Consider the following 13,168-nt stretch of genomic DNA (forward strand, 5'->3'; position numbering starts at 1 on the left):
ATGGGGCCATGGACGAACCCGTCGCCACCTATTCTTGCGCGCGCGTGGCGGCTTCGCCGCTGCTCGGTTGACCGCCCAAGTTCCGGATTTCACGAATCAAGCAACGCTTGCGCTCTATTTCCCATCGACACTTGCCGAGTCGAACCTCAGCCACCTCGCGATGGCAATACTTTGCTATCGCGAATGTCATGCGCCGCGATGTGCGTCAAATCTCCACTGGCGCCATTGAAAGGGCTTGCGGCGGCCCTGTCCCTACTTGTCCGCTTTCCATTGGAAACGGACATCGGATCTAGCCGCGGCCACGTCAGCTAAGGGCCACAGCCGGACTCGGCCAGCCTGCCCGAATTGGTCTGCTTAGGCGTCAAAAGCGGACGCCAGCAGGCTCGGCGTCTGGGGCGCTGATACGCCGCGGCCGGTCGCGATGGCTCATGTAGATCGAAGCGCTCAGCTTCATTCCTAACGGCTGCTTCCGCCTTCCAGCAACGGTCATTCCCTCTGGAACATTTTGCTATCGCTGCTTGAACATCAGCATCAGATGGAACGCTCTCTTTTGCTCGATGCTGGACGAATTGAACCAAGTCATGGCCTGATAAGCGTCAGATACAGCAATCTTCGCTTCCACATCCGTAAAGGTTCGGTTGGGATCGTAGTCTGCCAACAGGCGCTGGGCTTGCAGGTTACCGGTGACGCGCGCGAAATCTGCGACAGGGCCCAGACCGGCGCTCGGCACGATGGCCAATCCCTGCGGATTTGTCTGACTGAGTTGCCGGCACAGCTTCGCCAGGGTCGAGTGGTCAACGCTACGATAAATCAATGAATAGCTGCTCGTCGAACTGGCGGTCGAACGATTGGCCGGCCCACCGTGAAAGACGTCCGCCAAAGTTGTCAAAGCGAAATGAAATACCGCGTAATAGGCATTCGAGATAGCTCTCCGAAAGTCGGCCTGAGTTGCGCCCGACCGGGAAGCGAGCATGGTTGCTTGCTGGAGCAGTTCGTCGGGATCAGGGGGCACCCTGTTCCTCATATCGCACGATCGGGAGTCGTTCTTCGCCCTTGTCGGCCAGTTGCCGGATCAAGTCGGAGACGGTCATGGCAGAAGGTTGGCCCATAGCAGCGGCCGAGGAGCCGTGGCTCAGAACAATCTTGATTTCAATGGCCACGTTCCCTGCCCAATCGATAGTGGGCGAGGTCGAGACGTTGGACACGGCAATGTTGTTCGCTTGCGCGACAGTTCGCGTCAACTGAACGATTTCCCGGTCAGACAGAGTGCTCATGATCGTCCTCGTTCACGATGATAGTATTCCCCGGCGGCTTTGTCTCTCCGTGCGAGGATTAATTTCACCGGGTCTTCTCCGGTCTAACCCTGACAGCCGACATATCGTCGCCCGTGGGATGCGGCAGCGATGGGTCAAAACGCGACTTCAGGCGGCCACCGGTCTACTTCAGCTTGTCTCCCAGCAACGGACATCGGCCGGGCCGCTCGGGAGGTCTGTTGAGGGCCAATAGGCGACATGCTTGCAAAGGCACGGATCCGGGCTCATGCGCAATGGTCGTTCGTTGTGGTCGCAAGTGCCGTCGGCGGTGAACCTTTCTCGGGCGGCCCGCGACAAACAAGCCGCCATCGTTGCGACGGCGGCGCGTGCCATGCCGATCGCGCGACGCCAATTGAGGTCGCCCATGCCGATCGTCCGAATCCTCCTGCTCCTTCTCGCGCTCGCTTCGCCGCTGTCGATGGCGGGAGGCGCTGTTGCGGGGCCGTTTGAGGATGCGCAGGCGGCGCATGGCAGACGCGACTACGCAACCGCGCTACGGCTCTGGCGTCCGCTGGCCGACCAAGGCAATGCCGAGGCGCAGTACGCACTCGGGTTCATGTACGAAGGCGGCCAAGGTGTGCCGAAAAATTACGCCAGGGCTGCAAAGTGGTGGCGCCTCGCAGCCGATCAAGGCCATACCTTCGCCCAGTACAACCTGGGGACCTTGTACGACAACGGCAATGGGGTGCCTCGGAACAAAGCTGAAGCATTGAAGTGGTATCACCTCGCCGCCGAGCGCGGTAACGATGGTGCGCAGTTCAACGTCGGGGCCCTGCATTTCGCGGGCGTGGCCGTGTCCCAGAACCGGACCGAGGCTGCGAAGTGGTTTCGCCGCGCTGCAGACCAAGGTCATATTGGAGCGCAGGTCTATCTTGGCCTCTGTTACGCTACGGGACTAGGCGTGCCGCAGGACAATGTTCAAGCCTACATGTGGCTCAGTTTGGCGGTTGCGCGAAGTGACCAAGATGCGATCAGCAATCGAAATCGCGTCGCGCAGAAGATGACCCCGGCACAGATCGCCGAAGCGCAGAAGCTGGCGGGTGAGTGGAAGTCGAAACCGGAACGGTAGTATTCCCGTGCGTCGCGGAAGCAATGTCTGCTGTCGGTCACACGCGACGGTCCGACCGCACAGCTCGTTATGTCTCCTCCGAAAGCGGCCTCTACGGGCCTCATCGGGAGATCGGCTCAGGGCGGGATGCGAGCGAACTATAAAACTTTAGATGCCACAACAATTGAGCGGCAATCCCCACGCACTATGCTGACGGAGCATGAGGCTGCAATAAAGTGTCAAAAGATAAGGTCAGAGTTTGGCGGTCACGGGCGCAAGCCTTCACGGTTGCGTTCGCCCTGGGCGTAGCCTTGGTTAGCCTGCTGAAGATCTTCGGTCCAACCGAACTTGCGGGAACACTGATTATTCCGCTTGCTATGTTGTTCGTCGTTTTTTGGCTGTCCGGGCTTTACAGCAACCATCGGTATTGGAAAGAGTTTTGCAAAGATGAAATACAGCGCGGCGGATCAAAACAAACCGCACGTGAGAAATGGCGAGTGCTGTACCCGCCCATGAGTTAGGTACGCATAAGCCAGTTAAGTACTCGTGGGCCAGCTATTGGTCATGTGCAAGCCCACCGCGCGCCTCACTCCGCCAGCGGGGTCGCATACCCTGCCACCAGCTTGACGAGATCGGCCTGCCGCGAGGTTCCGGTCTTTTCGAACAGGTGGGTGACGTGGGTTCTGACCGTCGTGTCGGCGATGCCGAAGGCGCTGGCGACTTCCGGGACGCCGCCGACCTCGACGATCGCCATCAGCACGCGAAGCTCGGTCGGCGTCAGCTTGAAGGCGCTGCCGATGGCCTGGGACGCGGAAGGCACGGCCAGGCTCGCCTTGCGAACGAACAGCGCCGCCGCGGTGGAGACGACGCCGGCGCGGCGCCGCGCGCCCGAGGTCAGCGGCAGCGCGTGGGCGATATAGCGTTCGCCGTCGCTTCCGCTCAGCGGCACGGCGATGCCTTTGGTGCCGAGCGCCGCATCGCCCTGCCCTGCGGCCGCAAAGACCTCGCGCAAGGCCCTGTCGGTCTGCGCCTCGCGGGCGACCAGACGGCCGCTTACGCAACGGAGAATGTCGCTCTCCGCGAGCAGCGCGTGGCCGGCGGCATTGGCGTGGATCAGCCGTCCGTTCGCATCGACCAGATACATGCCGGCGCTGAGCCCATCGAGCGTATCGACGAAGGTCGCGACTTCCGCCGCCTTGAATTCGAACATCCGGCCGATCAATACCGCCCGCCGGATATGCGGCGCGATCAGCTTCATCTGACGGCGCGCGTGGTCGTCGACGACGCCGTTTCGCTGGTGCCGGAACACGCCGAAGATCGCCGCGCTGATCGTCGATCGCTCGACCACCGCGCTGAGGAAATCGACCAGGCCCTGGGGCTCGGCCCATTGCCGATACAATTCGCTCGCGGTCAGTTCGCCTGATGACATCAGGTCGGTGGTCGCGATCGGCTGTTCGAGGTCGCCGAGAAAGTGTCCTTCCGCGGCCGGATAGATCTGTTGAAACAGCGCCACCGGCAACGGCATCTGGAATCCGACGCGGTACGGTATCGACGCATGCACGGCGCCGACGTCCTTGCAGAACAGTCCTCCGCCGGCGCCGCCGACAAAGCCGGCGACCCGTTCGATGGCACTTTCCCAAAGCGATGACTCGATGGCCGCATCGTAAACGGCGCTGATCAGATCACTCAGCCGTTGCCGATTGGAGAAATCGCCTGACAGAACCAGTTCGGAAGCCGATCGCAAGCCTGACACCTCTCTTCATTCCCCGTCATCTATCGACGAGAAGTTTGCGACCACTTTGAGTTTTTCCGATGATCCAAACGCTCTGTCCGCTCAAAATTTATTGACCGTGCCGATGCGATCTTGGCGGAATAACCGCCATCATCCGATGGAGGCTGACCGGCTCACACAACGCCCCGGTCGCGGCGTCAGCGGAGAAACGCGAGGCATGATACCCCGCTCGGTGTCGCTCGCGAGCACGCCTCAACCCGATTTTCCGGGAAGAGCGTCGAAACCGGCGCGCAAGCGCCGGTGCGATCACGAGGCTGAGGGACACTGAGAGGGCCGTCCAGATCGCGAGGATCTTGACGATGGCGAGCATCACCACGTTGATTCACTCCCGGATTTGGATCCGCCGACAAACTGTACTGACGGCCGTCGCGATGCAGGAGCTACGCCCACCACAGCGGTCCGCTTCGGCATCGGCTCGCTTTCAGCACCGTGGTTCGATTGCAACCGGCGCGCTTCAGGACGCCACCCCGGACCTGTCTCACGCTTCCGCGCAGGTGACGGTGACGTCGCTCACCCGCGATACCGTATCGCATCGCGATGACGGTGCAGTGGGCGCGTATCGCAGCATCGAATGGCATTGGGCCACCAAACTCATTTCGATCTCCAGGTTCGCTCAATTCCGCGCTGAGCGTTGAACTACCGATCGCGCGCCAAACCTGCATCATAGGAACCTGGGAGACGGCAGCTTGCTTCCATCCTCTTGCGGCGGGTGGGATATTTCGGTCACGCGGCACGAACGCGGGTAGCGCGAGGTCATAACAAATCGGCCCGGTCTTGCGACCGGGCCAATGCCCTCGGAGCATTCGGTGCAATATCTCACATGATCCGGCCGAAGTCCGGATCGACGGCGCCGCTCACGGCCGATTCAATCCGGCTGCGTTCGATGCCGATGTCGCGGAGCGCGCGATCGTCGAGTTCGCGCAAGGTCTGGATGGCCTGGCGGCGCGCGAGATGGTTGACGATTCCATGTACCCATTTGCCGAGCAGGCGGAAAAAGCCGCCCGTCGCGCTGGAAATCACAGGTTGGCCTGCGGTTCTGGATATCGTCGTCATCGCGCTTCTCCTTGCTTGGGCGGGCCAAGCCGCTACCGCCGGCGCAAACGCCTGCGAGAGCGCTTGCACTTTGATGGACCGATTGTCTTGCACCCCTCTCAGTGCAATCTCTGGCTTGATGGTTCCTAAATGATCCGATACATTTCTCGGTGCAAGTAAAACATTGCTCTCGGTGCAATTATGTCCAAATTCGAATACCTGAAACTGGCCGACACCGTCGCCGCCGAGATCGCCAATGGCGCGCTGAAGCCCGGCGACCGCCTGCCGCCGCAGCGCAGTTTTGCGTATGAGCGCAAGATCGCGGTCTCCACCGCCAGCCGCGTCTACACCGAGCTGCTGCGCCGCGGCCTCGTGGTCGGCGAGGTCGGGCGCGGCACCTTCGTGTCGGGCGAGACGCGCCGCGGCATCACCTTGACGACCGAACCCCGCGGCGGACGCATCGACCTGGAAGTGAACTATCCGATCCTGCCGACGCAAACCGTGATGATTGCCAGAAGTCTTGCCGGGCTGGAGCGCCCCGAAGTGCTCGACCTCGCGCTGCGGCACTCGACCACGGCAGGCACGCAGGCGGCGCGCACCATCTCCGCCGAGTTTCTCGCCCGCGAGGACTGGTCGCCCGCGCCCGATCAGCTGGTGTTCACCGCGAACGGCAGGCAGTGCATCGCCGCCGCCCTGGCGGCGATCGTGCCGAGCGGCGGCCGCTGCGGCGTCGAGGCGCTGACCTATCCCTTCATCAAGGACATCGCCGCGCGGCTCAACGTCACGCTGGTGCCGCTGGCGATGGACGAGCAAGGCGTTCGCCCCGACGCCGTGCAGAAGGCGCATCGCGAGGCGCATCTGTCGGCGCTGTATGTGCAGCCGACGATCCAGAATCCCCTCGGCATGACCATGCCGCCGGCGCGCCGGGCCGACCTGCTGCGCGTCGTCGAAAAGCTCGGTCTCACCGTCATCGAGGACACGGTGTACGGCTTTCTCGACGAAGAAACGCCGATGGCCGCGCTTGCGCCCGATCGCTGCATCACGCTCGACAGCCTGTCGAAGAAGGTCGCGCCGGGTCTTGCGCTCGGCTTCATCGTTTCGCCGCCGCGCCTGCGCGAGCGCATCATGGCCGCGGTGCGGTCGGGCGGCTGGACGGCTTCCGGATTTGCGTTCGCCGCCGGACAGCGGCTGATGGCCGACGGCACGGTGGCCGAGCTGTCACGGCTGAAACGGATCGACGCGGCGCGGCGCCAGCAGACGGCGGCGAAATACCTCGCCGGCTTCGAGATCCAGGCCAATGCAAAGTCCTACCATCTCTGGCTCACGCTGCCGCCGCATTGGCGCTCGCAGACGTTCGTTGCGGCAGCGGCGCGGCGCGATATCGCACTGACCCCCTCGACGACCTTCGCCGTCACGCCCGGCCACGCGCCCAACGCGGTACGCCTGGCGCTTGGCGCCCCCAGCACCGAACAACTCGACCTGGCGCTACGCACGCTCTCGGGAATGCTGACGGCGAAGGAAGATTTCGATACGACCGAGTAGGGTTACGTTTCGCAGACCGGCCACTCCGCGATAAATCCCCTCGCCTTGTACGGCTCGATCTTGCGCCATTCGCGCAACATGCGGCGCGCAAATTCGGCGTCGGTGTGCCAGAGCGCGCGCGGCGTTTCAAAGCCGTCGACCATCACCAGCATCTTCTCGACCTCCGGCCAGTGCCGGTGCAGCGTCATGGGATAGCGGCGCGCGGTCCAGCTGTTGCCGAGGCAGATCACGCTGCGGATATTGGCAAGGCCGAGCGCGGCGTCGATGATCGGCAGCGAGAAGATGACGTTCTCGCCGGTGTTTTTCGCGCGGTCCTCGCGCAGGATGATGGTGTCGGGAATGCCGCGCGCGATCATGGCGCCGGCGATGATCTCGCATTCCGAGCGGTCCGAGCCCGGTGTCACGCCGCCGCTCACGATCGCCCAGCGAAAAAACCCTTCACGCCACAGCCGGCAGGCCTCGTCGATGCGCAGATCGACGTCCTCGCGGGTGCCGAACACGAACAGCAGGTCGGCCGGCCGCAGCGGCGTCTCGACCAGATGCCGCGCATTGATCGCGGCGATCTCGGCCTCCGTCGGTGATGGCGTTGTCGAAGTCGTCACGGCCGCTCGCCTGCCATGGGGATGGGATACAGCGTGCCGCACCTCATGGCGTCTTGCGAAATCACGTTTGGTGTCGCTTGGTTGCGACGCCGGTTACGGCAGCAGTTTTTCGGGCAGCGCATCGAACGAGTATGTGCGCGGCCGGTTGCGTTTGACAAAGCCGCCGATGGTCCAGGCGAACCAGATCGCGATGCCGATCAGGAACAATGCGCCGGTGAATTCGGACGTCGCCAGCGCCCGCACCAGCAGCCCGGTCATGGCGATCGCCAGCAATACCAGCATCGCGACCGCCGTGGCATAGCTCACCATGCCGATGCCGCCGGTCAGCGACGCCGTGCTGCCCGCCGCCTGCATGCGCCGATGCAGTTCGGTGATGAAGGCACGGTAGCCCTGGTCCTGCGGCGTCATCAGCGAAACGGTCTGCCAGGTGGTCGACAGGATGGCGATCCGGCCGCCGCCGGCTTTTGCGATATCGGCGCGAAAACGGCGGGATTGCAGCGACATCGGCCGGTACGACAGGCGGACCGAGGCGATGTCGGCATAGGGCCACACGCCGGAGCGGCGGCCGATCCGCCACGACAATCCCTCATCGGTCAGTTCGAATTGCTGCGCGGACGACACCAGCGACGCCTTGTAGGCATAGCTCGTGCGCGCGCCCTCGCCTTCGCCCGGCTGGTTCGGCAGTGAAGTCGGCAATGCAAAAATCCCGTGTCGTCAAACCCGCCTGCTTGCGCGGCGCGCCGGCTTTACCTTACAAGCGGGCCATGGCCGAGACGACCTATTTTCCACCCCGCCTGATTCTCGCCGGTGCGATCGTGTCCGGCGTGCTGCTGGCGCTCGCGGTGCACATGCTCGGCGCGCGTTACGGGCTCGATCTCGGCGGCCTGTGGCGAAAAGACACCGCCGAATTCATGCCCGCGGGCGCCGCCATCGCCTGGTGGCTGATCGCAACGGTGGGATTTTCCGGTGGCTATTTCACCGCCAATCTGATGCACAGCGCGGCCTCAGGCCAGATTCCGCTGCGGATGCGCCAGTTCCTGGTCGCGGTCGGCGTGCTGGTGCTCGCCGGCGCGGGGCAAGCCGCCTCGGCGCCGAGCCCGGTGCCGAGCTTGTCGGGCGTGCTGGCCGGCCTCGCGGCGCTGTGCCTCGGCGCCGCGATGGCGTTCTGCGGTGCCCATTTCGCGCTGCGCAAGGCCTGAGCATTTCGACGCCTGCCGTTACGCCGTCAGACGCTGCCGCGACTGCATCAACATGTCCTCCACCTCGGACGCGGGACGCGGGCGGCTGAACAGATACCCCTGCGCCTGCGTGCAGCCCTCCCGGCGCAACAGTTCGAACTGCGCGTCGGTCTCGACGCCTTCGGCCGTGGTGGCGATACCGAGGCTCTTACCGAGGCCGGTCACCGCACGGACGATCGCCATGGAGTTCTCGCGCGTCGCCAGTTCGCTGATGAAGGAGCGGTCGATCTTGATCTTGTCGAACGGGAAACTGCGCAAATAGCTCAGCGACGAATATCCCGTTCCGAAATCGTCGAGCGATATCCTGACGCCGAAGCCGCGAAGCTCGTGCAGAACCCGAAGCGTCGCCTCGCTGTTCTGCAGCAGCACCGATTCGGTGATCTCCAGCTCGAGCCGCTGCGCTGGAAGCCCGGAAGCCTGCAGCGCCGCCTTCACGGTGGAGACCAGACTGGGATTCTTGAACTGCACCGGCGAGAGATTGACGGCGACGCCGACCTGCTGCGACCATCGCACGGCGTCCATGCAGGCCTGCCGCAGCACCCACGCGCCGATCGGCACGATCAGGCCGGTTTCTTCCGCCAGCGGAATGAAATTGGCCGGAGGAATCATGCCGCGCAGCGAATGATTCCAGCGCACGAGGGCCTCGAAGCTGACGACGAGGTCTCTGGCGACGTCGCGGATCGGCTGGTAATACACCTCGAATTCGTCGCGCTTGAGTGCCATGCGCAGATCGAGCTCCAGCAGCCGCCGCGCCTGCGCGCGCGCATCCATCCCGGTCTCGAAGAAGCGATAGGTGCCGCGGCCGTCCTCCTTGGCGCGATACAGCGCAAGGTCGGCCTTCTTCAACAATTCGTCGGGATTCCTGCCGTCCTCGGGGGCCAGCGAAATGCCGATGCTGACGCCGATGACGAGCTGGTGGCCGGCGATCTCGTAGGGCGCGGAAACCTGCTCGACCACCTGGCTGGCGAGCGAAGCGACCGCCGTCGGCTCGCAGTCGTTGCAGAACTGCACGATAGCGAATTCGTCGCCGCCGAGCCGCGCCACCGTGTCGTGCTCGGTGATGCACTCGCCGAGACGGCGCGCGACCTCCTTCAGCAGGATGTCGCCGACGGGGTGGCCGAGCGAGTCGTTGATGTCCTTGAAATGGTCGAGGTCGAGGCAGAGCACCGCGAGCTGGTCGCTGCGCCTGACGAGCCGCAGCGCCTTTTCGAGCTGCTCGCGGAACAGCGTCCGGTTCGGCAGATCGGTCAACGCGTCGTGGCGCGCCATGTGCGAAATCCGTTGCTGCGCGGCCTGCCATTCCGTGATGTCCTCGAAGGTGGCGACCCAGCCGCCGCCCTTCATGGGTTGATCGACCACGCGAACCGAACGGCCGTTGCGGTCGATCGTCCTGGTCACGGTCCGGCCGGCCCTGGCGTCCTGCAGCGCGCCGGCGAAGAACTCGTCGGGATCGCCGTGCCATTCGCCGGCCGCTTTCGATTCCCGCAGCACGTCGACGAGCAGGCGGCCCTGCATCGGCATGCCGGACCTGTCCATCAATTCGGCGTAGCGCTGGTTGACCAGGAGAATGCGGCCGTCCGCGTCGAACATGCAGAGTCCCTGCGACATGTTGTCGAGCGCGGTATCGAGCAGGATTTTCTGGCTATGAAGTTCGCCTTTGGCGCGGCGATCGATCATCGCCGCCAGCAGCGAAAGGCCGAGGATCGCAAACGCCGCGACCGCCGTCAGGAACGACAGTTCCGTCGGCGAGATCGACAGTCCGTCGGTGCCGAGGATCGGCTCGGGGACCAGCGTGATCGCGCCCATCGCCGTGAAATGATGTGAAATGACGGCAACCGTCAGCAGCGCGGTGGCGGTCATCGTCCGGGCGGGACTGTCGCGGCGCGCGGCAACCACGAGCGCGATCGCCGCGAAAAGGCTGCCCACCACGACGGAGACCACGACGAGGCCGGATGACCATACGAAGAATGCCGGCAGCACCAGCGCCGCGATGCCGGCATAGTGCATCGCCGCGATGCCGCCGCCGATCACGGCGCCGCCGAGCGCCGCCGCCCATGGCCGCGCGCTGGACAATGCGACGCAGAGGCCGATGGCAACGATGCCGATCGCGAGCGCCAGCGACAAAAGCGTGACCGGGATGCTGTATCCGGCGCCGGCGCCGGGATCGTAGGCCAGTATCGCGATGAAATGGGTGGCCCAGATCCCGCAGCCGCCGACAACGGCGTCGAGGCCGACCCAGGTCGCCCGGATCCGGCCGTGCGAGGCTTTGGCCCGATGAAACAGGCTGATCGCGACCGCGCTGGCGAGCCAGCAAATGGCGGCGGACAGAACGACCAGCCGCCAGTCATGTTCGGTGACGAGGCAGGTTAGAACGCGGGTCATCACAGACTCTCCCCCAACTGCCTGCCAGTAACACCCCTATTCGTATAAATACGGTAATTCATCGCGGCATGGTTGTGTAAATGGTGAACGAATATCTCAAATGGAACTTTGGGGGCGGGTTTGGGACAGCGGTGCCCCGGCGCGCCTTGACCCGCCCGACCCGCGGATGGGCAAAGGAAAACGCCGCGCGGGATGCACCCCCGCGCGGCGTTTTGCCTCAATCGGGTGGAGATCAGCTGGCGGCGCGCAGGTTGACCTTACCTTCGGCCAGCGACGTCAGCTTCTGGTCGGTGGCCTTTTCTTCGTCGAGCGTCTTCTGCAGAACGCTGGCGCAATCGCTGCGGCCGAGCTGGCGCGCCCACGCGATCAGGCTGCCGTAGCGGGTGATCTCATAGTGCTCGACGGCCTGCGCCGCGTTGATCAACGCTGCGTCGAGCACGGACTTGTCGGCAACCTCGCCGGCCACCTCGTCAGCCTCTTCGAGAATGCCGTCGATCGCCGGACAATCGACCGCCTTCACCTCGGCGCCGTGCATGCGGAAGACTTCTTCAAGGCGCTGCACATGCGTTTTGGTTTCGTCGAGATGGGTCAGAAAACCCTGCTTGAGCTGCGCGTCGGTGGCCTTTTCGACCATTTTCGGCAGCGCTTTCACGAGCTGCTTTTCGGCATAGTAGATGTCCTGCAATTGATGCACGAACAGGTCGTCCATGGTTTTGATGTCTTTGCTAAACAGTCCCATTGCGGTCTTTCCCTGGTTTTGAACATGCCGGCGCCGGCCTTTGGCGGCCGGGCGCGCTACGCTTCATGTTCGAGGCTTGCGGGGGTTAACCGGCTTGCAAAAAGGATGTTCCTAACGGCCTCGAAAACGCCGCGATGGAACGGTCGAGAGCGGCAAAAGCGCGTGCGGAACGGGCCGGTCGCGACTCGAAATCGTCAATGCGGTGACATATGTACGGCGTATGACAGGAGCGGCCTGACGTAGCCAAAAGGCATGCTTGTCAAGGGCTGCACAACGGCCCGGATTTAGCTTATGGATTTCGCGCACGGTGCCTCTGACCGTCGACTGTCACCCTTCGTGACAGGTCCGTTTTTACGTACTGCCCCCCGCCGGGAGGATGAATGCATCGGTTGCTGACCGCGCTCGGGCGTGGCTTCAAGGAGAAGATCGGCTGGAAACGGCTGGGGATCGCAGCGAGTCTGCTGATCATCGGTCTTGCGATCACCCATCTGGTGCGCACCCTCAAGGGGGTCGATACCGGGATCATCCTGACGGCGCTCACAGAGATCGCCCCGCATCGCATCGCGCTGGCCGCGCTGTGCGTGGTGGGCGCGTTCTGCACGCTGACCTTCTATGATTTCTTCGCGCTGCGAACCATCGGCAAGACGCACATCCCCTATCGCATCGCCGCGCTGTCGAGCTTCACCAGCTACACCATCGGGCACAATATCGGCGCCACCGTCTTTACCGGCGGCGCGATCCGATTCCGGATCTATTCCGATTACGGCCTGACCGCGATCGATGTCGCCAAGATCTGCTTCCTCTCCGGCCTCACCTTCTGGCTCGGCAATCTGTTCGTGCTCGGCATAGGCATGGCGTTCCATCCCGAGGCGGCGTCCGCGATGGACCTGCTGCCGGACGCGATGAACCGGCTGATCGGGATCGGCTGCCTTGCCGGCATCGGCGCCTATTTCGTCTGGCTGGTGACCGGCGAAAAACGCCGCGAGCTCGGCCAGAACGGCTGGAAGGTGGTGCTGCCCTCGGCACGGCTGACACTGCTGCAGATCCTGATCGGCGTGGTCGATCTCGGCTTCTGCGCGCTGGCGATGTATCTCTTGATGCCGATGACGCCGTACATCGATTTCGTTTCGCTGGCGGTGGTGTTCATCCTGGCGACACTGCTCGGCTTTGCCAGCCACGCGCCGGGCAGCATCGGCGTGTTCGACGCCGCGATGCTGCTGGCGCTGCAGCAGTTCGGCCGCGAGGAATTGCTGGCGACGCTGGTGGTGTTCCGCATCTTGTATTTCCTGATCCCGTTCGGCATCTCGATCGGCATCATGGGAACGCGCGAACTCTGGCTCAGCGTCGTGCAGCCCTGGCTGGAACGGCGCCGGCTCGGCGAGGCCTACACCGCCAAGGCGCGGGTCGAGGCGCGGGTGCAGCCGCCGGTCAAGCGCCGGCAGTCGGGAGGCCGGTAACGGCGTCGTTATCGGCGCCGTCC

Annotated in this window: 14 protein-coding genes; 6 read left to right on the top strand and 8 right to left on the bottom strand. The window is 63.7% G+C overall.

What is annotated here, in order from left to right:
* Positions 1-508 precede the first annotated feature (508 nt).
* Positions 509-1,012: a hypothetical protein gene (locus tag QUH67_RS25320; RefSeq protein ID WP_300942100.1), complete on the bottom strand. Its 504-nt coding sequence runs from the start codon at positions 1,010-1,012 to the stop codon at positions 509-511.
* Entirely contained in the window at positions 1,002-1,274 is a 273-nt protein-coding gene (locus QUH67_RS25325) for a hypothetical protein (RefSeq protein WP_300942101.1), read from the bottom strand. Before QUH67_RS25325 ends, QUH67_RS25320 begins: the two co-directional genes overlap by 11 nt.
* A gap of 265 nt (positions 1,275-1,539) precedes the next feature.
* Between QUH67_RS25325 and QUH67_RS25330 the strand changes: the two genes are divergently transcribed.
* A complete protein-coding gene (locus QUH67_RS25330) occupies positions 1,540-2,382 on the top strand; it encodes a tetratricopeptide repeat protein (protein WP_300942102.1) in 843 nt (280 codons plus the stop codon).
* A gap of 215 nt (positions 2,383-2,597) precedes the next feature.
* The gene (locus QUH67_RS25335) at positions 2,598-2,882 is read left to right on the top strand and encodes a hypothetical protein (RefSeq protein WP_300942103.1); all 285 of its coding nucleotides are present in this window, start codon (positions 2,598-2,600) and stop codon (positions 2,880-2,882) included.
* A gap of 65 nt (positions 2,883-2,947) precedes the next feature.
* Here QUH67_RS25335 and QUH67_RS25340 read toward each other — a convergent pair whose 3' ends face one another.
* The gene (locus tag QUH67_RS25340; RefSeq protein ID WP_300942104.1) at positions 2,948-4,114 is read right to left on the bottom strand and encodes a helix-turn-helix transcriptional regulator; all 1,167 of its coding nucleotides are present in this window, start codon (positions 4,112-4,114) and stop codon (positions 2,948-2,950) included.
* A 338-nt stretch (positions 4,115-4,452) separates the two neighbouring features.
* Between QUH67_RS25340 and QUH67_RS25345 the strand changes: the two genes are divergently transcribed.
* On the top strand, positions 4,453-4,788 hold the full coding sequence (locus tag QUH67_RS25345) for a hypothetical protein (protein WP_300942105.1): 336 nt from the start codon (positions 4,453-4,455) through the stop codon (positions 4,786-4,788).
* A 181-nt stretch (positions 4,789-4,969) separates the two neighbouring features.
* Here QUH67_RS25345 and QUH67_RS25350 read toward each other — a convergent pair whose 3' ends face one another.
* On the bottom strand, positions 4,970-5,206 hold the full coding sequence (locus QUH67_RS25350; RefSeq protein ID WP_300942106.1) for a DUF1127 domain-containing protein: 237 nt from the start codon (positions 5,204-5,206) through the stop codon (positions 4,970-4,972).
* A 180-nt stretch (positions 5,207-5,386) separates the two neighbouring features.
* Between QUH67_RS25350 and QUH67_RS25355 the strand changes: the two genes are divergently transcribed.
* The gene (locus QUH67_RS25355; protein ID WP_300942107.1) at positions 5,387-6,727 is read left to right on the top strand and encodes an aminotransferase-like domain-containing protein; all 1,341 of its coding nucleotides are present in this window, start codon (positions 5,387-5,389) and stop codon (positions 6,725-6,727) included.
* Between the two features lie 2 nt (positions 6,728-6,729).
* On the opposite strand, the gene QUH67_RS25360 is transcribed toward QUH67_RS25355, so the two are convergent.
* Both QUH67_RS25360 and QUH67_RS25365 read right to left on the bottom strand, forming a co-directional pair.
* The gene (locus tag QUH67_RS25360; protein ID WP_300942108.1) at positions 6,730-7,329 is read right to left on the bottom strand and encodes a YdcF family protein; all 600 of its coding nucleotides are present in this window, start codon (positions 7,327-7,329) and stop codon (positions 6,730-6,732) included.
* 93 nt (positions 7,330-7,422) lie between these two features.
* Complete coding sequence (locus QUH67_RS25365; protein WP_300942109.1) at positions 7,423-8,025, bottom strand: hypothetical protein; 603 nt, start codon at positions 8,023-8,025, stop codon at positions 7,423-7,425.
* 68 nt (positions 8,026-8,093) lie between these two features.
* Here QUH67_RS25365 and QUH67_RS25370 point away from each other — a divergent pair, with 68 nt between their 5' ends.
* Positions 8,094-8,528, top strand: coding sequence for a hypothetical protein (locus QUH67_RS25370; RefSeq protein WP_300948172.1), 435 nt, complete (start codon positions 8,094-8,096; stop codon positions 8,526-8,528).
* Positions 8,529-8,546: 18 nt separating this feature from the next.
* Here QUH67_RS25370 and QUH67_RS25375 read toward each other — a convergent pair whose 3' ends face one another.
* Both QUH67_RS25375 and QUH67_RS25380 read right to left on the bottom strand, forming a co-directional pair.
* The gene (locus tag QUH67_RS25375) at positions 8,547-10,949 is read right to left on the bottom strand and encodes a bifunctional diguanylate cyclase/phosphodiesterase (protein ID WP_300942110.1); all 2,403 of its coding nucleotides are present in this window, start codon (positions 10,947-10,949) and stop codon (positions 8,547-8,549) included.
* A 232-nt stretch (positions 10,950-11,181) separates the two neighbouring features.
* A complete protein-coding gene (locus QUH67_RS25380) occupies positions 11,182-11,688 on the bottom strand; it encodes a YciE/YciF ferroxidase family protein (protein WP_300942111.1) in 507 nt (168 codons plus the stop codon).
* Between the two features lie 380 nt (positions 11,689-12,068).
* Between QUH67_RS25380 and QUH67_RS25385 the strand changes: the two genes are divergently transcribed.
* Positions 12,069-13,145, top strand: a complete 1,077-nt coding sequence (locus QUH67_RS25385; protein ID WP_300942112.1) for a lysylphosphatidylglycerol synthase transmembrane domain-containing protein — start codon at positions 12,069-12,071, stop codon at positions 13,143-13,145.
* The last annotated feature ends 23 nt before the right edge of the window (positions 13,146-13,168 follow it).

Origin of the sequence: Bradyrhizobium roseum (assembly GCF_030413175.1) — a bacterium.
Classification (GTDB): domain Bacteria; phylum Pseudomonadota; class Alphaproteobacteria; order Rhizobiales; family Xanthobacteraceae; genus Bradyrhizobium; species Bradyrhizobium roseum.

Bases quoted from the DNA above. Each gene is read 5' to 3' on its own strand.
- QUH67_RS25330 (WP_300942102.1), top strand. From the start codon at position 1,540: ATGCGCAATGGTCGTTCGTTGTGGTCGCAAGTGCCGTCGGCGGTGAAC.
- QUH67_RS25355 (WP_300942107.1), top strand. From the start codon at position 5,387: ATGTCCAAATTCGAATACCTGAAACTGGCCGACACCGTCGCCGCCGAG.
- QUH67_RS25325 (WP_300942101.1), bottom strand. From the start codon at position 1,274: ATGAGCACTCTGTCTGACCGGGAAATCGTTCAGTTGACGCGAACTGTC.
- QUH67_RS25345 (WP_300942105.1), top strand. From the start codon at position 4,453: ATGGCGAGCATCACCACGTTGATTCACTCCCGGATTTGGATCCGCCGA.
- QUH67_RS25375 (WP_300942110.1), bottom strand. From the start codon at position 10,949: ATGACCCGCGTTCTAACCTGCCTCGTCACCGAACATGACTGGCGGCTG.
- QUH67_RS25370 (WP_300948172.1), top strand. From the start codon at position 8,094: ATGGCCGAGACGACCTATTTTCCACCCCGCCTGATTCTCGCCGGTGCG.
- QUH67_RS25350 (WP_300942106.1), bottom strand. From the start codon at position 5,206: ATGACGACGATATCCAGAACCGCAGGCCAACCTGTGATTTCCAGCGCG.
- QUH67_RS25385 (WP_300942112.1), top strand. From the start codon at position 12,069: ATGCATCGGTTGCTGACCGCGCTCGGGCGTGGCTTCAAGGAGAAGATC.
- QUH67_RS25380 (WP_300942111.1), bottom strand. From the start codon at position 11,688: ATGGGACTGTTTAGCAAAGACATCAAAACCATGGACGACCTGTTCGTG.